Origin of the sequence: Nitrosomonas cryotolerans ATCC 49181, from assembly GCF_900143275.1 — a bacterium.
In the GTDB taxonomy this organism is placed as follows: Bacteria; Pseudomonadota; Gammaproteobacteria; order Burkholderiales; family Nitrosomonadaceae; genus Nitrosomonas; species Nitrosomonas cryotolerans.
In genome coordinates, this window is the sequence record NZ_FSRO01000001.1 from 433,950 (window position 1) to 454,041 (window position 20,092).

A 20,092-nucleotide genomic window follows, 5' to 3' on the forward strand; every position below is an offset into this window, starting at 1 on the left:
ATTTTTCCTATATCTCCTGCTTAATATTTAAAGCATATCAACGCTGAGTATTTTAGAAATAAATTTTTAAACTACATGTTTACAAGGAAATATATGAAAAAGATAGAGGCGATTGTTCTTGCATCCAGAGAAAAAAACATTTTAGATGCTTTGCGAAAATTAGAAATTGGTGGATTGACCGTAATTCCTGGAAAGGGTCGTGGACAAGGACCTAGGAACGTTCAGCCAGGGCCAGGTCGATACATTGAAAAATACAATGATGTTGTAATATTTTACATCGTTGTTGAAGATTCCAAAGTAGACGAAATAGTATCAGCAATTATAGAAGCATCTCATACAGGTAATTTGGGTGATGGCAAAATCTTCATCTCTACAATTGATGATGTTATTGATATCACAACCAAACAAAAAGGAGAGAAATGCATCTAAGATGGCATTGCCAGGTTAAATTGAAGGCTGCTTTTAATCGGGCTTTATAAATATAATTTTACAAAGATCGGCGTATTATCGCTTTGCGGTAGATTTTTAGAGGGCTTGTGATGTGGATTATCCATTTTGTCTGCGGGCAAGCTTATAGTGGATTTCCTTCTATTTTTGTTTGGACTAAGGTTGAGTCTGTTGTTTGTTGCGAGAGTGAGGGGAGTTAAAGTCGATCACTGGCCCTAGAGGCACCACACCGCTTGGATTGATGCTGGCATGGCTACTATAGTAGTGATTTTTAATATGAACCATATTAATCGTTTCGGCAACACCCGGCTGTTGATAAAGATCACGCGTATAGGCCCAAAGATTTGGGTAATCAACCAGACGTTTCAGATTACATTTGAAGTGTCCGACATATACGGGATCAAAACGAATGAGTGTGGTAAATAAACGCCAGTCTGCCTCGGTGATTTGATTGCCGGTTAAATAGCGTTGCGTTGCCAGCCTTTGCTCTAACCAATCCAGGGTTTCGAATAAAGGAATAAGCGCTTCTTCATAGGCTTCCTGTGTCGTAGCAAAGCCAGCTTTATAAACGCCATTGTTTACTGTGTCATAGATGCGTGCATTGAGTGCATTAATATCTTCACGCAAGTTTTCAGGATAATAATCACCTTCAATAGCACCTAATGTATCAAAGGCACTATTAAACATGCGAATGATTTCAGAAGACTCATTGGAAACAATCGTGTTGGTTTTTTTATCCCAAAGGACGGGAACCGTAACACGGCCTGAATAGTTATTGTTTGCATGTAAATAAATTTCGCGTAAATAGGCTGCATTAAAGAGCGGATCGGCAATGACACCTTCTCCATCGTCAAAGGTCCAGCCTTCTTCAGCCATATGCCAGTGCACGTTGGACAAGGAAATCATTTTTTCCAGCCCTTTAATTTTACGAAAGATCAGCGTGCGATTCGCCCATGGGCAGGCATAAGATACGTATAAATGGTAACGTCCTGCTTCCGCCTTAAACCCTGCACGCCCAGTTGGTCCAGCAGAACCATCCGCGGTAATCCAGTTACGAAACTGGGCCGCTGAACGAACAAACCGTCCTTGAGTTTCTTCGGTTGGATACCAAATGTCTTGCCACTGCCCGTCAATTAATATACCCATTTTAATTCCTTATTTATGCGCAATTGCTGTGCTGTCATCGACTTGTTACCCAATAGGGCAAAAAACCCTGCTTCGACTTCTGTGAGTAATGCCTTGGAAGCTCAAAAAAATAATTACTACTTGTATTATATGCGTTGGATTGAGTTGCTCTTCGATTTTGGTTTTCTGCTCCCCTAATTAGTAAATATTAATTTATTTTGCCTGAAATCTTCAAATGCTTGTAATACTTCTGCCTTGGTATTCATGACAAACGGACCGCCACGCGCAACCGGTTCATTTAAGGGGTGCGCTGCCACTAATAAAAATCGCGTTTCTTGATTGGCAGTAACAACGACTTGATCGCCATTATGTAAGACGCCCATTTGATGGCGATTAATCTTGCGCATTGAATCACCGACAGATAGCTCACCGCTAATAACAAAAATAAAAACATTGTCATCAGCACCTACAGCCTGCTCAAATGTCTGACCTTTAGGTAATAAAACGTCCATATAAATCGGATTCACATACTGATTAATCACGGGGCCGGTTGTGCCGTTATTAGTCGACCCGGCGATCACACGTACTTCAGCACCATTATCCAAATGTTCGACGGTAATTTTATGTGCTGGAAATTCCTGATAAACAGGTGCACACATTTTTTCACTGGCCGGCAGATTGACCCACAGTTGAAAGCCCTGCAACAAGCCATCTTTCTGCTCAGGCATTTCTGAATGGATAATCCCTTTTCCGGCCGTCATCCATTGCACACCGCCGGCTTCAATCACGCCTTCATGACCCGCACTGTCTTTATGGCGCATCCGTCCTGCTAATAAATAGGTGACCGTTTCAAAACCACGGTGTGGATGATCAGGAAAACCACCGATGTAATCCTGTGCCTGGTCCGTTTCAAATACATCAAATAATAAAAACGGGTCCAGCATATTTAGTTCGGGTGTGCCAATCACACGTATCATCTTTACGCCATCACCGTCGGAAACCGGCTGGCCGGAGGTTAATATTTTTAATTCTCTTGCAGCGAGTTTCATTTTGATTGATGTTTGCATCATGATTTCCTCAGTTTTGTTTTCTAAAAGAAAATAAATTGATTTAAGGTTCAATGAGTCTATCTGTTCATAAATCAGGAATAAACATCAATAATGGCAAAATATTATTCACTTTTTGAGAACTATCATAATGGGCCAACTAGAAGACATGAATGTGTTTATCCACGTGGTAGATGCTGGTGGGATCAGTCGCGCTGCCGATCAGATGAATCTGGCTAAATCTGCTGTCAGCCGTCGATTGGTTGAGCTGGAAACACGTCTGGGCGTACGTTTATTAAACCGAACCACACGTACATCGAGCTTAACCGAAGCCGGGTGGAGTTATTATGAACGCGCAATAAAGATTGTTAACGATGTTGCTGAGTTAAATGCCTTAACGGAAGATGCCAATATTGCTCTTGAAGGGAGGATAAATCTGGCGGCACCGTTATCGTTTGGACTGTGCCACCTATCGTCAGCGATTAATGCCTTTATCAAACAACACCCTAAACTGACCATCAATATTAATTTTTCTGACCGTCAGGTAGATTTGGTCGAAGAGGGGCTGGATCTTGCTTTCCGCATCGCGGCGTTAAAAGATTCAAACTTGATCGCACGTAAGCTGTCCCCGATTAAACACGTGCTCTGTGCCAGTCCGGATTATCTAAAAGAACAGGGTACGCCTAAAACACCTTGTGATTTAAAGCGTCATCGATTGCTGCATTACAACTTATCCAGCTCATCTACCTGGAAGCTCACAGATAAACAAGGAGAGCAACATAGCATTAATGTTTCGGCTCATATGATTGCTAATAATGGCGATTTTCTAAAAGATATGGCTATTGCAGGGCACGGCATTGTTATGACACCCACTTTTATTTCCTGGAAAGCAATTGCTAGTGGCGAATTGGTGCCAATACTATCTGATTACGACCCGCCTCGACTTAATGCCTATGCGGTTTATCCACAAACGCGCTATTTGTCACAAAGAACACGCGTGCTAATTGATTTTTTAGCTGAACGGTTTGGCGACAACCCTTATTGGGATCAACATATTAATGTTTAATCATTCTTAAAAAGTGGATAATATTTTGCAATTACTGATGTTTATTTCCGATTTATGAACTGATAGACTCATTGTGAACCTTAAATCACCTTGTCAGCTGTACCTTTCGCTGTTTGATGTCTTCGACGAACCAAAATCCCTCTGACTTAAACCCTCAGAGGCTTTTGCAAAAGTCTCATGTTATGAAGGGGATTCTTCCGCTTGCGGCGGTGCGATCAAGGCGCGGAACTTTAGGATAGACTCGTCGGTAGTGGCCACTAGCAGACTGTCATGGACTTGTAGTCGCGTACTGCCGCTGGGGATGATATCGCTTTCTCCGCGGAACACGCCGACGATGAGCGTACCCATTTTGTCCAGGCCCAGGCTGCGCACTTCGCTACCAGCGACTGGTGAACCTGGCGGTATTGAAAGGCGGTAAAGCCGCCCCTGCCGCATACGCATTGCGATACCTTCGTCGCTGTCCAGTGCCGCCTGTAACTGACTGTCCAGGATGTCGCGGTCGAGATAGACCTGTTGGCGGCGAAGCAGTTCAGCTGCCGCCTGGTAGTAGGCTTTGTGGTAGATCGGGCTGTCTGCCGGGGTGCTGGTTTGGCATTCGTAGATCGTTGGGTATTTGGCGTGGCGGGACAGCAGCAGTTGTACTAAAAAGGCGATGGCGACAGCCAGCATCGTTGGCATAATCAGCGTGAAGCCGCCCGTCATTTCAATCACCATCACCATCGAGGCGATGGGTACACGAGCAGTCCCGGCAAAGATTGCGGCCATGCCGACGACTGCCAGCCAGCCGCCATCGATTTCGATGTGCATCATGTGCAGCAGGCTGGCAAAGGCACCACCGAGCATGACTCCGACATAGAGCGTTGGCCCGAATACGCCACCGGATCCGCCCGAGCCCACGGTTAACGAAAGCGTGAGAATTTTACCGAAGGTGAAAAGCAGCAATAACCCTATTGTTAACCCCGATCCGCCCTGAAGCACAAACTGCATATAGTCATAGCCACCGCCGGTGATCGGTGGAAGTGCAATGCCGATCAGGCCGACGGCCAAGCCGCCGATGGCCGGTTTGATTACGCGTGGTACCTTCAACGCCACGAACCAGTCGCGGACCCCGTAGTAAATCCATGGCATCATCGCACCCACTACACCTGCCAGCACACCGAGCAGGCTGAACCACAACAGATCCAGTGGAATCAATTCGCGACTGCTTTCCGACAATAGGAACAGCGGCGTAAAGCCAGAGAACATTCCGGTGATGGAATAGGCAACCGAGGCCGAGATTAAAGTGAAGATCAGAGCCGCGCCCTCGAAGGTCATCCGCGAATAGAGAATTTCGACCGCGAAGATTGCGGTCCCCAGCGGACTCTTGAAGATTGCCGACAGTCCGGCAGCCATACCGATCAGGATTACGATCCGGCGCTCATCATCGGGTAGTTTAAACAGCTGTGCGATGATCGCGCCAGCTCCCGAGGCGATCTGTGCCGTTGGCCCTTCGCGGCCGCCGGAGCCACCAGTACCTATGGTGATCGCGCTGGCCAGCGTTTTGACAAATGGCACCCGTGCTCGCATTCGTCCGTTGTTGCGGTGAAAGGCGATCAGTGTGGCATCGGTGCCATGCCCTTCGGTCTCGGGGGCCAATCCGTAGATCAGTAGGCCCGCCGCTAGCCCACCCAGTGTGGTCGAAACCGGCATCCACCAATACCAGTGCGTGAACGGCTGGGGTGCTTTGGCCGTCGCATGAGCCGTCTCGACGTCGATTGTCTGGAATCCACCGATAGCGGTGAGAACATAGGTGTCGAAGAACTGCAGCAGCAGCAGGAACACTTGCGCACCCAGCGCCCCGATCACACCAAGTACGATGCAGATCAGGATCAGGCGCGGTGTACGTTGAAGATCGAGCAACCACATGTCAGCGCTATACTCCCGTAGATGTTTCGGTTGAGGTCTGCTTTGGCAGGGTGTTGAAAAAGCCTCGCTGATTTTTTCAGGCCAGCGAAGGATTATGTAATTTTCACTTCACTCTAAAAATTAGCTATTTGCAGCAATCGATTTTGCCGATGCATCCCTGCCTTGATAACAGGTTGTTATCATCTCAACTTCCGGAAAACCCCAGTCTTAAGGCCGGGGATGGATAGGGAATCAGCTTCGCTGATACTGAAGCCTGTGTTTTCACCTATTTCTGTTAAAGTATGTTAATGGAAATCAAGCGCGCATACAAATTCAGGTTTTACCCAACGTTTGAGCAAGAAACTATTCTGGCTCAAACATTCGAGTGCGCCAGATTTGTCTATAATCGGATGTTGCGCGTTCGCTCTGATGCCTGGTATACCGAGAAAAAAAGAATCGGGTATCATGCTACCTCTTCTTTGTTGACTGAGTTAAAAAAAGAGCCTGAATTTGAATGGCTGAACAAAGTTTCCAGTGTTCCTGTGCAGCAATCTCTCCGCCACCTGTAAACGGCATTGGGTAATTTCTTTGCCAAACGAGCCAAATACCCGTCATTCAAAAGCAAGCATGAGAAGCAATCGGCTGAATACACGTCCAGTGCCTTCAAGTGGGACGGTAAGTTTCTGAAGCTGGCGAAGATGAAAGATCCACTGAATATTAGATGGTCGCGCACCCTTCCTAAGGCAACAAAACTAACCATTGCAACAGTCTCTAAAGACTCAGCGGGTCGATACCCCGTTTCTATGCTTTGCGACGACGCTGTTGCGCGAAAGCCAAGGGTTAGCGGCAAAGTCGGCATTGACTTAGGATTAACGCACTTCGCTATTCTTTCGTTTGGTGACTGCACTATTTAGAGCATTTGCACAAATCCACGATCTTTTCGAGCCAACCTGATCTCGTGCTGGCTCCTTTCAATCCTCTTCGTCACTGAGCTGACCTTTACCCCCCCCCTGGGCGCTTTTCGCCCGAAGTGCCAAAACGCGACAAAATTTCTGAACTTTCATGCTAACTAAACCGGAATACAGTCATTTTTCGATCGATTATCACCGTGTTTGACAGTCGAGCCGGATTTCAGTACATTCAATGTCCGTGGAAAAGGTGCTTTATTTCTCCTGTACCCCGCTTGCCATAACGTTTGATCAATAATATTCAAAATAACTTTTCATCCTGAATTCGGATAGGAAGATCAATCACATGTTGCTTGATCGGCAACGCCCGGTTTTGTCAGGATCCATTAGCGAAAGCTGGGTAAGAACAGGTGGCGGAGTTGCTTTTGTTCGACTTGCTGCATCTGACTGGTCTATACGTTGTATCGACTGCTGATGAACTCATGACTGATACTACCGATTGTATTGACGATGCCGAATAACAAAACAGTTCCTCAGGTAAAGGGCGATTTCCTGCTTGGCAATTTAAGCAAGATGATCGCGAATCCATTTCAAGCGCTTTGTGACTGGCAGCGAGATTACGGTGACCTGGTCAGCTTCAGGTTAGCTGGCCGCCATATTTATCTGTTCAGTCATCCGAAGCTGGTTGAGCAAGCCCTGATCAAGCAAAGCGATGATTTTGTAAAAATACGCGGTGACGGAAAACCAATTGGCCTGGAATTAGTTCTGGGGAAGGGATTAGTAACAAGCCAAGGTGATTTGTGGCAACGGCAACGGCGGTTGATGCAGCCGGTTTTTCAGAGGAGCAATATAACCACACTGTTACCGCAAATCGCCACCGCAGGCAGCAATATGCTGGATAGGTGGCGGAAGCTGGGTGAGGGCGCGGAGATTAATCTTTCCAGGGAAATGACGCAGTTGACGCTGGAGGGGATCACCCAGACCATGTTCAGCACCAGCGTTCTCGATAAGATAGAACAGATATCTCCCTCCCTGGATATCTTGCTCAGGTATGCCGCTGAAACCATCGTTAATCCCTTGATGCTCCCGTTGTATGTACCCACCCCGGCTAATCAAAAATTCAAGCAGGCATTGGGAATAATCGATGAGCTCATATATGGAATCATCAATGAACGCCGCGCTACGCCATCCACGCATAACGACTTGCTGGATATGCTGTTAAAAGCAAGCGATGACAACACCGGCGAGCAGATGACTGACAGACAGCTTCGGGATGAAGTTATCACCATTTTTGGTGCAGGCCATGAAACCACCGCGAATTTGTTGAGCTGGACCTTATACTTATTGGCCCGGCATCCGGATGTACTCGCGAAACTGCGCCAGGAACTTGACAGCTTGCTGCAAGGAAAAATACCGGATGCGACAGATTTGCAGCAGCTTGTTTATGCTAAAGCCGTGCTCAATGAATCACTGCGCTTTCGCCCACCTGCTGGAATCATGCTGCGTAGAGTTAATAAGGATACCGAGATCGATGGCTACTTCTTGAAAGCTGGCAGACTTGCGATATTCAGCATATTCAATCTTCATCATCATGCCGAATTTTGGTCGCAACCGGAGCAGTTCGACCCTGAGCGGTTTTTAATACACGAAAATCGCAGGTTTTCGTTCATGCCGTTCGGGACAGGCGAGCGCATCTGCATCGGTAGTCATTTCGCATTATTGGAAAGTCAGCTTTTGCTCAGCATGATCGTTCAGCATTGTGATTTGCAGCTGCTTGACAAGGACGAAGTGGAGATTGAGATGGCGATTACCCTGAGACCCAAGGGTGGAATTCCAGTCTGGTTGAAATGGCGATAAAAATAATCATTCAATTCGGCGGCTCTGTTATCCATAAAAGCTGTTGAAAAGATTGTTTTTGGAGAAAGAGTCAGGTCTTGTAGAGGCACACTGATTTCCTTCTGCTTTTTTGATAACCCGACTAACGGTCGCGTAATGCAATCCAAATTCACCTGTAGAGACCTTTGCAAAACCCCAATAGTTAAAAAATTAACTATTTATAATCAATAGTAGAAAACTTCTGGCGAGGGCTTTTGCAAAAGTCTCCTGTAATCTGTTTCATGGCGTAATCACCCGTTTGATATGCCGCTACAATCCCTTCATTTCTATTGTTAATAGATGAATAATGCGGAAGTGGCTTGGGCATGGGTTTTCGCTGTGCTCGCCGGATTTTACTGATATTTTAGTCTGATTTCATATGCGGCTGCATTTTATCGACAAAAATCTCACTGCCAGGATTGTGGGTGCGATTAAAATATTGCGTATAGAGACCGTTCAGCTGCCGCATGCCCTTAGACAAATTTCCTTTAACTGTTTCCACCACGATATGATGCTGATTATCTATCAGACAATAGGCATGACAAATCCAATTAAATCGCTCACAAACTCGCCCTAACAGCTCCAGCCATAAAACACGAACAAAATCATCAGGATAAATTCTATCTCGGTAATTTCCTCGGGACGTTACATGGTGCAAACCTCTAGGCGGTTCTATTTTTGGTGGCCTTGCCATTTTTGCATCTTCGATTTAATTGCATTATAGGATAGCTGGCTATATATGGCACAGCAAGACTTGACCCTTTGTTTGTAAGCTTCCTGCCCGCTATTTCAATTACCACTACGTTTGGGCTGTTTGGTGCAATTAATCTTTCAGATCTCTTTTTCAGTGGTGTTTCAACTTTTACTGATGATGTGCAAAAACAAGTAAACTATATTTTTGCTGTATGCGAATTCTAGGTATTGCCAAGTGAACTTTCATAGGGCACCAGTTCTAGAAATTTAGCTTTCAAGCTAACGTAATTTCTTTCCAAGACGCAAAAGTACCTTGTCTCAAATCTCGATAGTGACTGGCAGATATCAGATGACGGCAAAGGTTGAATAGATTGCTCACAGCAGCATGAGCTTCCAGGAATCGTTGAACCTGATCTATCAATTTGAAACGGCGCATACCTCGTTCTCTTATTCGGGTTGGCTTATGTGAAGGCTCAGCACTGTCAATCAGTGTTGAAATTTTCCCAGTTTTTTCAAAGAACAGCACCCAGACATCCAGTTTAAAATTAAATTATATGACGATTAGCAATCCTGAATTCGGGTTTCGTCGCAAATATTCGTAAAGTGCAGAACCACACTTATCTGCGGGAATTAGCAGAGGTGAAGCTCTATGTGGGTCTTCGCACAGACCTCATGTAATCTTCTCATTAAAATCGAATTAAACTGCGTAATTTCAAGCATGATAGGGGTAGCTTTAAAAATAGCTACTATGCTTATGGATTATAGTAGTGAAAAGAAGCAGTAACGTAATTTTAGTAATAGGAGAAAAGTTTTTTGTAGCGCCGTGGAAAGCATTAACACTTGATTCGGATAACAAATGTTTTGTGCTTCAAGAAGAAAAAGAGAGATTCAAAAGTGCACCAGGTTTTGATAAAGACAGCTGGCCCAATATGGCTGACCAAGCATGGGCGGAGAGCATACGTGCCTATTATAAAACTTAAATAGGAGCAATCTCTGGAGCTTTTTCCAGAGTCAAGTCGGTTATAAAATACTGTTAGGTTGGACATGAATCAGTTTGGCGTAATCTCGGTTTCTTGCGGCTAAGTAATTAGCTGGAAAAAATTTAATCATCTTGCGAGTTTATAAATTTAACATCTTTTTGAATGGTTCTGTCGCACTAAGCGAGATCATGGATACCTCCCGTGTGGGCTGTTGACATTGAAAAGATGGTGAGGCTACATACTGGTTGTAAAAGAGAAATACGATTTCCGGTTGAGGTGATTCTGGCCTATATCCGCTGGTGCGCGGCGTATCCGTTAAGTTGCCGGCACCTGGAAGAAATGATGGAGGAGCGTGGCGTATCTGTGAATCATTCTACAGTGAGCCGTTGGGCGCTCGATTTTTACCATTACTGGAAAAGATTTTCAGAAAGCATAGGTGCTCGGTTGATGGAAGCTGGCGGACGGGCGAGACTCATATCAAGGGAGACTTTTGCAAAAGCCCTCGCTAGAAGTTTTCGACTATTGATTGTAAAGGATTAATTTTTCAACTATTGGGGTTTTACAAAGGTCTCCAAGGCTATAAGCATTTGGAAATGCCTGTATAGCGCTGTGGACAATGATGGTGGAAATCGCTTTCTATTAACTGCCAAGCGTGATAAAGCCGCTGCTAAACGCTTCTTTGGTAAAGCCATGCAAGCCAATGGCGTTCCTAAAGAGGTCACGATGATAAAAGTGGTGCGAATAAAGTAGCGCTTGATAAGATCAACGTCAACAGGGACATGCCCATGGTGGTTCGTCAGGTCAAATATCTCAATAATGTGGTAGAGCAAGATTATCGAGCAGTGAAGCGAATAACGAAGCCAATGTTCGGACTTAAGTCTTTTCAATCAGCTAAAAACATCCCGGCTGGCATCGAACTAATACACATGATTCACAAAGGCCAGATGATGATGATGGAGGGAGCTGACAAGATGCCTTCTGCTGAACAATTTTATACGCTGGCAGAATGAATCCGTCTAGTTTAAAGGGATGGCATGCCAGTTCATCTGAAATATGCGTTTTGGTTAATGCGACGGAATCGTAATGACAAGAGAAAGTCTTGCGCCTTCGGCAGAGTTTATGAAGGTGATGTCTTGTTGAGCTTCTCATCACCTTCGGTGCAAGCTGCTAATGTTTACTTCTTACCGCCACGCAGTTGAATCTTCTGCTCTATGTATCCATCAGCGCATTGGAATGGGCCGCACGTAAACGCAAATGTCATAGTCATGGCTTTGCCACCAGCAAACTTGCCGTTTTGCGGAACAACGTTTCCAGACCATGGGTGCGACGTCCCATTGCATGTGCCAGAGTCGAAGAAAAAGAAATCTCCACGAATGGTGGCTATTCGTCCGACATCCTGGCTAGCATCTGCGAACAAGCCAAGAAAGTCACCATTGTTGCAAGTGTACGTTCCTGAAATCGTCGCAACACCGGTGCGGGTATTAACTATACCGACGGGGTTTACAGTGAAGTCGTCCAGTGTGGTTGGTGCTACTTCGTTGAACGAAATACTCAAGAGCCCTCCATTGCCGCCCCCGTCAAGCTGATCATCTATGGCCAGCACATAGTAGGTCGTACCCGCTGTTGCGAAAAAAGGCACAGCCCCAGGCCCGCATGCGATGGTCTGTAAATTGTCTTGGCTACCCTCGCTTACCAAGACGCCAGCTGAGTAGTTGGATTGCGAAACATCGACCACGACGTTCGTGTCAGAAGTGGCATTAAATGAATACCAAACGCTGGCGTCGCTTGCTGGGGCGCCGCATGACATGTTCAGTTGGGCGTCATCGCTATCTGTGGTTGCCTCTGTTGTGTCGAGCACTTCGTTGAACCCGACAGTGACCGAGGTTGAATTGGTGAATGTATCGTTGGTAGGTGGAGCTGCGACGGCCAAATTACATACCAACCATGATAATGCCGTGACCAGAAGCGTAATACTTATTTGCGATTTGAATCGGCGATAACTAATCACTTTTATATCTCCTTATGGAAGCTTCTAAGAATCAATTTTTGTTGCGTAATCCCGTTTCCTAGACTCGATCAAACTTTCTATGAGCTTTGTTGGAAAAACAAAGGACATTACGCAGGCATGTATAAGAATTTAAATATATTAAATATCCGAGCAAGGCAATAGTAAGCTTCCAGAGGGAAAATAATATAGACGGAATGCCTAATTTAGACTAAGGATAATCATTATATTCTTACCGAGGAATGAGATCGCCAAATGCTTTGACACCGGATTTAATGGGAGTCGGGAATAATGTGTGCTAAATAACAGATTTACAACGAAAGGCAGCGGTCAGTGCGGGCATTAATCCGGTGTTGCCAAGTTGATTTCTTGTAGGGCACCAAACCCGGGAACTATCGCCTTTATGCTAACTAACCTTATTCCAAGATGGAAAAGTACTTTTGTCTCAAATCTCGATAGCCACCGGCAGACACTATGAGATTTTTGCAAAAGCCCTCGCCAGAAATTTTTGACTATTGATTATAAATAGTTAATTTTTAAACTATTGGGGTTTTGCATAGGCCTCACTATATGACGGCCAAAGTTGAATAGATGATAGATGTATGAGCCTCCAGGAATCGTTGAGCCTGATCTATCGATTTGAAATGCCAGGTTCGCTGCCTTTGCCGAACTGCACATCGTGCATGTTCGGCAAGCGATTGGTAAAAGCGCTATGCGCGGTGTTTTTATACGTATCCGATTGAGAATCAGGTCGAGAGTAATTGACGTAAAACCATCTGCAGGATGCCGCCGTTAACAAAATACTCGACCTCCGCAGGGGCGTCGATTCTCACCACCGTATCGAATGTTGTTCGCGAACCGTCTTGCCGAACGACTGATACGCTTGCAATTTGCCGCGGCTTAATACCGTTCCCGATCCCGGTGATGGCAAAAGTTTCGTCGCCGCTTAAGCCCAGTGACTGCGCCGATTCGCCATCCTTGAATTGCAATGGCAGAACACCCATACAGACAAGGTTACTGCGATGGATGCGTTCATAGCTCTGGGCAATAATCGCCTTAATACCCAATAATGCAGCGCCTTTGGCCGCCCAATCGCGCGAACTGCCCGAACCGTATTCCTTTCCTGCGATTACCACTAGCGGTGTGCCTTTCTGTAAATATCGCATCGCGGCGTCATAAATAGTCATTTTGTCGCCGCTGGGCGTGTGAATAGTCCAGGGACCCTCAACACCGGGAACCATTGCGTTGTGCAAACGAATATTGCCGAATGTGCCGCGCATCATCACTTCGTGGTTGCCACGCCGAGAGCCGAAGCTGTTGAACTCATCCGCAGGTACTTTATGTGCGATGAGATACTTTCCCGCCGGGGAATCGAGGGCGATGGCACCAGCCGGTGAAATGTGATCGGTTGTTATTGAATCTCCAAGTATCGCCAATGCGCGCGCGCCCTGGATATCAGCCAGTGATGCCGGTGTATCGGCAAAGTCGATAAAGAAAGGGGGTTCGCGAACGTAAGTCGAGTCATCGGTCCAGTCGAACAACGTTCCGATAGGTGCGGGCATGCTTTTCCATTTGTCATCACCTTCGAAAATACGACCGTATTCTTGTTCAAATTGCTCGGAGGTCACCGCTGCGGCTACCAGCGTTTCGATTTCTGCTGCGGTCGGCCAGATGTCCTTCAAATAGACGGGATTTCCCTGTTGGTCTGTCCCCAGCGGGTCGACACTCAGGTCGCACAAAACCGTACCGATCAGTGCATAGGCGACACATAGCGGCGGCGAGGCCAGGTAACTGGCCTTTACTTGACTATGTATGCGGCCCTCATAATTTCGGTTGCCCGATAGCACGGCTGCTACGGCCAGTTTCTTGGTAGTCACCGCCTCGGCGATCTCTTCGGGCAATGGGCCGGAGTTGCCAATGCAAGTCGTGCAGCCATAACCTACCAGATTGAACCCCAATTTCTCTAGATAGGGGGTAAGGCCCGCTTTATCCAGATATTGTGTGACCACGCGCGAGCCTGGCGCCAATGAGGTTTTCACCCAGGGACGGCATTGTAAGCCAGCTTCGACAGCCTTGCGAGCCAGCAATCCGGCCGCGATCATAACCGACGGATTCGAGGTATTGGTGCAACTTGTGATGGCTGCGATGACAACCGATCCATCAGTCACCGAAGCGGCGGCGGTTGGTTGCCCCAAATGTTCCGGCGAGGCTTTAAGAAACTCACCGGCCTCAGAGCAACCTTCGGCGATGAGCCGGGCTATTTCATTCGGGCTCACGTCAGTAGCTTCATCATCCATGACGGACCGGAACGATTGCCTGACACCGGCCAGCGCGACGCGATCCTGTGGCCGCTTCGGCCCGGCGACGCTGGGTTCGACTTTGCTCAAGTCGAGGTCGAGGACTTCGCTGAAGTTTGGTTCGGCTGCATCGTCGGTCCGGAATAAGCCTTGTTCACGCGTATAGCGTTCGACCAGATCGACGCTGTCGTCACGTCCGGTGAGTCGTAGATACTCAAGCGTGTTCGAATCGACAGGAAAAAGCGTGGCCGTCGCGCCGAATTCTGGCGACATATTCGACAGGGTGGCACGGTCTGCGATGCTCAAGGAACTCAACCCTGGCCCAAAGAATTCGACAAATTTGCCTACCACGCCGTGCGCCCTGAGAATTTGAGCTAGCGTCAGAACCAAGTCGGTAGCCGTCGTTCCAGGCGGTAGTGTGCCGCGCGTCCTGACCCCGAGCACGACAGGTTTTGGCAGAAACATCGGTTGGCCAAGCATAGCCGCTTCCGCCTCGATGCCGCCTACCCCCCAGCCCAATACACCGAGGCCATTAATCATGGGTGTGTGTGAATCGGTGCCGACCAAGGTATCGGGAAATACCCAACCGTCACGTTCGAAAACGACGCGTCCCAGATGTTCGAGATTGACCTGATGACAAATGCCCATTCCGGGAGGCACTACACGGAAGCCGTCAAAGGCCTGCTGAGCCCAGTTGAGAAGTGAGTAACGTTCGCGATTACGGCGGTATTCCCATTCCAGATTGATGTCGTAGGCATCAGCGCTGCCGAAACGATCGACCTGAACTGAGTGGTCAATGATCAAGTCGACCGGCACGAAAGGATTGACCGTCTTTGGATCGCCACCGGCTCGAGCGATCGCACTTCTCATGGCTGCGAGGTCAACCACGGCGGGAACGCCGGTGAAGTCTTGCATCATGACCCGAGCTGGCATAAACGCGATAGACGCATCCGCGCCATGCGGCCAATGCGCGAGTGCTTCAACGTCAGCTTGCGACACATCCCTGCCACCGGCCCGCCGGGCAATGTTTTCCAGCAGGATCTTGACGGTGTGAGGAAGTCGGGCTATCTCTGCGCCGGTCTTGTCGGCCAGCTTGGTGAGACTTACGTACTGTGCAGTTGCCGAGGCGGTTGTCAAAGTCGCGGCAATACCTAATGGGTCATTCGTCATTCTCTATCTCCTGTGCCTGGGATCGTTGGGCAACTCGTCTAACCGGACTGCGAACCTGCATTATTCTTGGATCGGGCTAATCGAAAGTGCTGCTCAGCATTCGCGCATCACTTCACTACATGAGACCTTTGCAAAACTCCAATAGTTGAAAAATTAACCCTTTATAATCAATAGTTAAAGGCTTCTGGCAAGGGCTTTTGCAAAAGTCTCTACATATATCAATGAGACTGGTTGTTGTTCCGCGAGTTCCGATAACGCGGCAAGTACGATGAAACGAGAATTTTGTGAAGCTAGCGACAGCTAATAGCGAAAATTCGGGCACACAATTGTGTGCCCGAAAGCAGACTTATTTAGCCTGTGCACCGCGTTTTTCGCGTTTCTCCTGTCGTTTTTCCTTTAGACTTTTTTGAGCTTCCTTTTTGGTTTTCTCTTTACTCATAATTCAACTCCTTCAGTGTTACCAGCAGCGATAAGACTGCCGCCACGTCTCGTCGCGCACGGTAGAATTCAAGACCAGTGAATTGGGCGGCAAGCATAAGACTTCATGATGACGTTTCCTCCATACTTGTAATGACTGAATCGGTGTAGCAAATTTCCAAAACCTTAAATTCGTAGCGCCTCCCTCAAAGATTAACGCGATTGATGTCGCCTTTTTCCAAACCAGACAGGCTGGAACCCAATGGCGACAGCGCCGAAGTCCGCTTTTCTTTTGGAGCGGCCTCATTTGGCATGACCAGTTCAGTGTTGGTTTGAATCATGTTTTTGATGTCAAGCAGGCCGATGACGCAGCCGGGGCCAGCCCATCCGATCTTTGTGGTTTCTAAATTGCGCTTGTAAGCAAAACGCTGAAATTGCTCCAGAGCGCTGACTAACAAAAATGGTGTGTTGTAGACCAGCGTTCTGGCTTGTAGCGACCGCTCTCGCGGCATAAAGTAGCTGTACATATTCACTCCCAATACCGGACCCGAAGTGGCCCGAACGACATCCGTGAAAATTATGAATGTGAGAGAAATCAGGCCAAGCGTCCGCAGGCGCTTGGCTTAAACGAGTAAGGCGAAGATTAACTCGTAAATGTAAGGGTGTGTATTCATATGCTAAAAATGACCGTCCTCAGTAACATTGGATTCATTGCATATCAAGACCATAGCCCATATCACGGGGAAAGGCAAATGACAGGCACATTGTCGCTTAGAAAGTACGAGTTGGCATCTCTGGCTAGGGAATTTCGGGCAACCCCTCGTCCTAAGCATCGCGCTCATATATAGCAGATGCCGTCTGCGCTTGCCAGTGTATCGCCGAAGATACTACGCTGGTTTGTAGGATATTAGCAGGGTTAGATTCTATGAAAGCGCTACCAATTGAGGATTCCGGCTGTAGTTCTTGCGGTATTACATACCCGATATTACCCGATATAGTAGGGGATTTCGTGGTTACTGATGATTGTTGATTTCGTAGAGAGAGTTTCTCCTTGGGCCATTAGATAACAGGATTCAGTTATCATTCTTCAGGAAGTCAGCCCCTAGCCGCAACGCCTAGCCGCATTGGTTCCTCGGTCAAAGCTGAGCCTTATCCGCTTTCATGGCGTGCTCGCGCTCAATGCCAAGCTGCGCCCAAAGAAATATTCGAGGCAAAAAGAAAGGCAAAAGTAGTCCATCCGATGCGAATGACGCTGCACAATATCCCTCGGTTTCTGTGCATATCAGTTGGGCGCGTCTGTTAAAGGGGGTGTTTGATATCGGCATCGAGCAGTGTCCGCACTGCGATTGGGATATGAAAATGACCGCTGCCAGGCTGGGAATCCAGCACGATTACTAAGATTCTTGATCGTCTTGCTCTATCTACCCGGGCGCCGTCTAGAACACCTGCACAAATCCACGATCTTTTCGTTTTAGAGCCATCCTGATCCCGCGCTCGCTTCTTTCAGTCCTCTTCATCGCTGGGTTGATCTTTACCCCTGGCATCCTTCGCCTGAAGGACCAAAATACGAAAAAATCTTCATGGAAAAGATGGTTTATTTCTCCTATACTTAAAACTCATTACGATCAAAATGAATGTAAATTCTTTACCAAAAGAATGAAAAAAGACTGCGCTTCATTGAATCCAAGGATGGAAACCACCTGCATAGTCATATATAAGGCATCTCTAAGCGGATAATCTTCAATAATGAGATACTTTGCGGTACCAAAGAGAATACAAAGAGGATAAGTAGGTGTTTAAAATCCGTTCACTCTTTTGAATCTGATCTATAACCTGTTAAATAAAGAAAAAATAAAACATGAAAACGGCTACTCAATTAATGCTTTCAATTTTTATTTTGACCTTAATTTCGTGTCAGAATGAGAGTGGCACTGATATGAATTATGAGCAAAGTAACCAATTTGCAGTGCAAAATCCGAGTATGGCTGACCAAAATTCTGGTTTTACCAATCTAAATCAGAAAGGAGTTACTCTTGTGAGTAACCGGGATTTGGGCAATCAATCTCATTCGCAAGGCAATGATAAGATTGTTATGCACACCATTATGGATTCTAAAACCAACCAACCCTTTGCGCAAATTCCCTTGCCAGCCAGTTGGAAAATTAACGCCCATGTTCAACAAAATTCACCTGCTATCACGGGGCCCAATGGAATAGAGGTTTACACATACGGTTACCAGTCATTTGTATACAGCAATGATGTGTATATGCAGCAGAGCTATCAGGCAGCTGGGCAGCAAATGCGCCGTCCTGTTGGGGTAGAGGGGGTTCTAAATCAAGATGTTAAAAAAATGGCCCAACAATCTGGTTCAAAGTTTATAAAACAATACCCACTTTCGCAAATAGCACAAGCTGATAAAAATTATGGCGACCAGCTTTACAGTGTTGGTCAATCTCAAACTACGTATCAGGCCGCTGCAAGCGAGTGGGAAGATGGGAAGGGCAATAAGGCCATGATAGTGGTGCACTACACTGAGAATTCCGGTTATGGGTCTGTCTATTGGGGGTATTATATTCAGGTAGTCGGGAGCAAGGCTTCAGATTTCGAAAATGTAAAATCTACTTACCTCAATGCATTAGTCAATACGCGGTACAACCCGCAACATATTGCTGCTTATAATCAGCGTGAAGCGGCAAAATCAAACCAAAGCTGGGCTACCCACGATCAAAAAATGAAAAATAACCAAGCCAATTTTGAAGCGCAACAACGTGCCCACCAAAGCTCTGTTGATGCCTGGAATAAATCTTCTATGGATGCATATAACAGCCGTTCGGCATCGCAAGATAGAATACAAAACCAAAGGATTAACAGCATTAATGAAACCCAAAATGTTATTGATCCAAATAACGGACAAAGCTACCAGGTAGAAGGCTATTCAAATCAATACTGGATGAACGGTCAGGGCGAATATATTCCTTCTGATAACAGCTTATACAACCCAAACCTTGATGAGAATGTAAACAATCAGAACTGGGAGGAAGCACCAATCAGTCCGTATTAAAAACATGAAATAATTTCTTGGTATGCGTAACGGTGTTAATTAAACTCAGAAATCCGGTAAGCAATTATCAGGTTTTTCTTTTTATCCCAGCTCCCGGAAAACCCTGGTCGTAAGGCCGGGGATGGATAGGGAGTCAGCTTCACTGCTGCTAAAGCCTGTTTTTTCACCTATTTCTGTTAAAGTGTGTGAATGGAGATTAAGCGCGTATATAGATTCAGGTTTTACCCAGCTCTTGAGCAAGAAGCTATTCTGGCACAAACATTCGGGTATGCTAGATTTGTCTATAATCGCATGTTGTGTGTTTGCTCTGATGCTTGGTATACCGAGAAAAAAAGAATCGGGTATCATGCTACCTCCTCTTTGTTGACTGAGTTAAAAAAGAGTCTGAATTTGAATGATTGAACAAAATTTCCAGTGTTCCTACGCAGCAATCTCTCCGCCACCTGCAAACGACATTCGACAATTTCTTTGCCAAATGAACCCAATACTCGTCATTCAAGCGCAAGCATGACAAGCAATCGGCTGAATACACGTCCAGCGCCTTCAAGTGGGACGGCGAGTCTCTAAAGCTGGCAAAGATGAAAGATTCACTGAATATCAGATGATCGCGCACCCCTTCCTAAGGCAACAAAATTAACAACTGTAGCGGTCCCTAAAGACTCGGTGAGTCGATACCACATTCCCATGCTTTGCAACGACTCTGTTGCGTTAAAGCCAAAGGTTAGCGGCAAAGTCGGCATTGACTTAGGGAGACCTTTGCAAAACCCCAATTGTTGAAAAATTAATCCTTTATAATCAATAGGCTAAAACTTCCAGCGAGGGCTTTTGCAAAAGTCTCTTAGGATTAACGCACTTCGCTATTCTTTCTACGGGAGAAAACTTGCGGCGGGTATTGAGCAATGGTATCCAAGCAGCAAGCGCTGCTGGGGATGTGGGGATACCGTAAACAAAACGTCTTTGAACGCGCGCGAATGGATTTGTCCAGAATGCGGATCAATCCATGACCGAGACATCAACGCAGCGCGTAATGTTTTGGCCGCTGGACTGGCGGTGTCAGTCCTTGGAGAATCTATAAGTCCTGTTTGCATCTAGGTGTGTCCGGGTTGGATTCGTTGAAT

At 46.5% G+C, this 20,092-nt stretch carries 21 protein-coding genes; 13 read left to right on the forward strand and 8 right to left on the reverse strand.

Translation table 11 applies throughout. From position 1 onward, the window contains the following. The first annotated feature begins 93 nt into the window (after positions 1 to 93). Entirely contained in the window at positions 94 to 429 is a 336-nt protein-coding gene (locus tag BUQ89_RS01890) for a P-II family nitrogen regulator (protein ID WP_028461996.1), read from the forward strand. Between the two features lie 174 nt (positions 430 to 603). On the opposite strand, the gene BUQ89_RS01895 is transcribed toward BUQ89_RS01890, so the two are convergent. Both BUQ89_RS01895 and BUQ89_RS01900 read right to left on the reverse strand, forming a co-directional pair. Further along, the gene (locus BUQ89_RS01895; RefSeq protein WP_028461995.1) at positions 604 to 1,593 is read right to left on the reverse strand and encodes a glutathione S-transferase family protein; all 990 of its coding nucleotides are present in this window, start codon (positions 1,591 to 1,593) and stop codon (positions 604 to 606) included. 173 nt (positions 1,594 to 1,766) lie between these two features. Continuing rightward, on the reverse strand, positions 1,767 to 2,642 hold the full coding sequence (locus tag BUQ89_RS01900) for a pirin family protein (RefSeq protein WP_143071266.1): 876 nt from the start codon (positions 2,640 to 2,642) through the stop codon (positions 1,767 to 1,769). Positions 2,643 to 2,769: 127 nt separating this feature from the next. Here BUQ89_RS01900 and BUQ89_RS01905 point away from each other — a divergent pair, with 127 nt between their 5' ends. Beyond that, positions 2,770 to 3,684 (forward strand): LysR family transcriptional regulator, encoded by a 915-nt coding sequence (locus BUQ89_RS01905; protein ID WP_028461993.1) that lies wholly within the window; start codon positions 2,770 to 2,772, stop codon positions 3,682 to 3,684. A gap of 180 nt (positions 3,685 to 3,864) precedes the next feature. Here the strand turns inward: BUQ89_RS01905 and BUQ89_RS01910 are convergent, their stop codons facing one another. Beyond that, positions 3,865 to 5,589, reverse strand: coding sequence for a chloride channel protein (locus tag BUQ89_RS01910; RefSeq protein WP_051537647.1), 1,725 nt, complete (start codon positions 5,587 to 5,589; stop codon positions 3,865 to 3,867). Positions 5,590 to 5,876: 287 nt separating this feature from the next. On the opposite strand from BUQ89_RS01910, the gene BUQ89_RS13825 reads away from it, so the two are divergent. The 3 genes from BUQ89_RS13825 to BUQ89_RS01920 all read left to right on the forward strand — a co-directional run bounded on the left by BUQ89_RS13825 (position 5,877) and on the right by BUQ89_RS01920 (position 8,333). Then, entirely contained in the window at positions 5,877 to 6,137 is a 261-nt protein-coding gene (locus BUQ89_RS13825; RefSeq protein ID WP_218146761.1) for a helix-turn-helix domain-containing protein, read from the forward strand. Between the two features lie 6 nt (positions 6,138 to 6,143). After that, positions 6,144 to 6,482 carry a hypothetical protein gene (locus BUQ89_RS13830; RefSeq protein ID WP_218146760.1) on the forward strand — a complete coding sequence of 113 codons (339 nt, stop codon included), beginning with the start codon at positions 6,144 to 6,146 and terminating at the stop codon, positions 6,480 to 6,482. A 504-nt stretch (positions 6,483 to 6,986) separates the two neighbouring features. Further along, positions 6,987 to 8,333 (forward strand): cytochrome P450, encoded by a 1,347-nt coding sequence (locus BUQ89_RS01920; RefSeq protein ID WP_028461991.1) that lies wholly within the window; start codon positions 6,987 to 6,989, stop codon positions 8,331 to 8,333. Between the two features lie 382 nt (positions 8,334 to 8,715). Here BUQ89_RS01920 and BUQ89_RS13835 read toward each other — a convergent pair whose 3' ends face one another. Together BUQ89_RS13835 and BUQ89_RS13650 are read right to left on the reverse strand one after the other, a co-directional pair. Continuing rightward, on the reverse strand, positions 8,716 to 9,045 hold the full coding sequence (locus BUQ89_RS13835) for a transposase (RefSeq protein ID WP_028461990.1): 330 nt from the start codon (positions 9,043 to 9,045) through the stop codon (positions 8,716 to 8,718). A 273-nt stretch (positions 9,046 to 9,318) separates the two neighbouring features. Continuing rightward, positions 9,319 to 9,480: a hypothetical protein gene (locus BUQ89_RS13650; RefSeq protein ID WP_177183598.1), complete on the reverse strand. Its 162-nt coding sequence runs from the start codon at positions 9,478 to 9,480 to the stop codon at positions 9,319 to 9,321. Between the two features lie 331 nt (positions 9,481 to 9,811). Here BUQ89_RS13650 and BUQ89_RS01935 point away from each other — a divergent pair, with 331 nt between their 5' ends. The 4 genes from BUQ89_RS01935 to BUQ89_RS14490 all read left to right on the forward strand — a co-directional run bounded on the left by BUQ89_RS01935 (position 9,812) and on the right by BUQ89_RS14490 (position 11,034). Then, positions 9,812 to 10,024 (forward strand): hypothetical protein, encoded by a 213-nt coding sequence (locus tag BUQ89_RS01935; protein ID WP_051537645.1) that lies wholly within the window; start codon positions 9,812 to 9,814, stop codon positions 10,022 to 10,024. Between the two features lie 201 nt (positions 10,025 to 10,225). Further along, a complete protein-coding gene (locus tag BUQ89_RS13840) occupies positions 10,226 to 10,564 on the forward strand; it encodes an IS6 family transposase (RefSeq protein ID WP_028461989.1) in 339 nt (112 codons plus the stop codon). Between the two features lie 57 nt (positions 10,565 to 10,621). After that, positions 10,622 to 10,774, forward strand: a complete 153-nt coding sequence (locus BUQ89_RS14485) for a hypothetical protein (RefSeq protein WP_425434875.1) — start codon at positions 10,622 to 10,624, stop codon at positions 10,772 to 10,774. 35 nt (positions 10,775 to 10,809) lie between these two features. Next, positions 10,810 to 11,034 carry a DDE-type integrase/transposase/recombinase gene (locus BUQ89_RS14490; RefSeq protein ID WP_425434848.1) on the forward strand — a complete coding sequence of 75 codons (225 nt, stop codon included), beginning with the start codon at positions 10,810 to 10,812 and terminating at the stop codon, positions 11,032 to 11,034. Positions 11,035 to 11,198: 164 nt separating this feature from the next. On the opposite strand, the gene BUQ89_RS01945 is transcribed toward BUQ89_RS14490, so the two are convergent. The 3 genes from BUQ89_RS01945 to BUQ89_RS01955 all read right to left on the reverse strand — a co-directional run bounded on the left by BUQ89_RS01945 (position 11,199) and on the right by BUQ89_RS01955 (position 16,440). After that, complete coding sequence (locus tag BUQ89_RS01945) at positions 11,199 to 12,032, reverse strand: hypothetical protein (RefSeq protein ID WP_028461987.1); 834 nt, start codon at positions 12,030 to 12,032, stop codon at positions 11,199 to 11,201. 743 nt (positions 12,033 to 12,775) lie between these two features. Next, positions 12,776 to 15,496, reverse strand: coding sequence for an aconitate hydratase AcnA (acnA, locus tag BUQ89_RS01950; RefSeq protein WP_028461986.1), 2,721 nt, complete (start codon positions 15,494 to 15,496; stop codon positions 12,776 to 12,778). Positions 15,497 to 16,119: 623 nt separating this feature from the next. Further along, entirely contained in the window at positions 16,120 to 16,440 is a 321-nt protein-coding gene (locus tag BUQ89_RS01955) for a GreA/GreB family elongation factor (RefSeq protein WP_028461985.1), read from the reverse strand. A 652-nt stretch (positions 16,441 to 17,092) separates the two neighbouring features. Between BUQ89_RS01955 and BUQ89_RS01960 the strand changes: the two genes are divergently transcribed. The 4 genes from BUQ89_RS01960 to BUQ89_RS13865 all read left to right on the forward strand — a co-directional run bounded on the left by BUQ89_RS01960 (position 17,093) and on the right by BUQ89_RS13865 (position 20,066). Then, positions 17,093 to 17,311, forward strand: coding sequence for a hypothetical protein (locus tag BUQ89_RS01960; protein ID WP_028461984.1), 219 nt, complete (start codon positions 17,093 to 17,095; stop codon positions 17,309 to 17,311). Between the two features lie 460 nt (positions 17,312 to 17,771). Next, on the forward strand, positions 17,772 to 18,974 hold the full coding sequence (locus BUQ89_RS01965; RefSeq protein WP_028461983.1) for a hypothetical protein: 1,203 nt from the start codon (positions 17,772 to 17,774) through the stop codon (positions 18,972 to 18,974). 189 nt (positions 18,975 to 19,163) lie between these two features. Next, positions 19,164 to 19,376 carry a helix-turn-helix domain-containing protein gene (locus tag BUQ89_RS13860; protein WP_218146758.1) on the forward strand — a complete coding sequence of 71 codons (213 nt, stop codon included), beginning with the start codon at positions 19,164 to 19,166 and terminating at the stop codon, positions 19,374 to 19,376. Between the two features lie 423 nt (positions 19,377 to 19,799). Further along, complete coding sequence (locus BUQ89_RS13865; RefSeq protein WP_218146757.1) at positions 19,800 to 20,066, forward strand: zinc ribbon domain-containing protein; 267 nt, start codon at positions 19,800 to 19,802, stop codon at positions 20,064 to 20,066. Positions 20,067 to 20,092: the final 26 nt, after the last annotated feature.

Bases quoted from the DNA above. Each gene is read 5' to 3' on its own strand.
- BUQ89_RS01890 (WP_028461996.1), top strand. From the start codon at position 94: ATGAAAAAGATAGAGGCGATTGTTCTTGCATCCAGAGAAAAAAACATT.
- BUQ89_RS01895 (WP_028461995.1), bottom strand. From the start codon at position 1,593: ATGGGTATATTAATTGACGGGCAGTGGCAAGACATTTGGTATCCAACC.
- BUQ89_RS01900 (WP_143071266.1), bottom strand. From the start codon at position 2,642: ATGATGCAAACATCAATCAAAATGAAACTCGCTGCAAGAGAATTAAAA.
- BUQ89_RS01905 (WP_028461993.1), top strand. From the start codon at position 2,770: ATGGGCCAACTAGAAGACATGAATGTGTTTATCCACGTGGTAGATGCT.
- BUQ89_RS01910 (WP_051537647.1), bottom strand. From the start codon at position 5,589: ATGTGGTTGCTCGATCTTCAACGTACACCGCGCCTGATCCTGATCTGC.
- BUQ89_RS13825 (WP_218146761.1), top strand. From the start codon at position 5,877: ATGGAAATCAAGCGCGCATACAAATTCAGGTTTTACCCAACGTTTGAG.
- BUQ89_RS01920 (WP_028461991.1), top strand. From the start codon at position 6,987: ATGCCGAATAACAAAACAGTTCCTCAGGTAAAGGGCGATTTCCTGCTT.
- BUQ89_RS13835 (WP_028461990.1), bottom strand. From the start codon at position 9,045: ATGGCAAGGCCACCAAAAATAGAACCGCCTAGAGGTTTGCACCATGTA.
- BUQ89_RS13650 (WP_177183598.1), bottom strand. From the start codon at position 9,480: ATGCGCCGTTTCAAATTGATAGATCAGGTTCAACGATTCCTGGAAGCT.
- BUQ89_RS14490 (WP_425434848.1), top strand. From the start codon at position 10,810: ATGGTGGTTCGTCAGGTCAAATATCTCAATAATGTGGTAGAGCAAGAT.
- acnA (WP_028461986.1), bottom strand. From the start codon at position 15,496: ATGACGAATGACCCATTAGGTATTGCCGCGACTTTGACAACCGCCTCG.
- BUQ89_RS01955 (WP_028461985.1), bottom strand. From the start codon at position 16,440: ATGTACAGCTACTTTATGCCGCGAGAGCGGTCGCTACAAGCCAGAACG.
- BUQ89_RS01960 (WP_028461984.1), top strand. From the start codon at position 17,093: ATGCCAAGCTGCGCCCAAAGAAATATTCGAGGCAAAAAGAAAGGCAAA.
- BUQ89_RS01965 (WP_028461983.1), top strand. From the start codon at position 17,772: ATGAAAACGGCTACTCAATTAATGCTTTCAATTTTTATTTTGACCTTA.
- BUQ89_RS13860 (WP_218146758.1), top strand. From the start codon at position 19,164: ATGGAGATTAAGCGCGTATATAGATTCAGGTTTTACCCAGCTCTTGAG.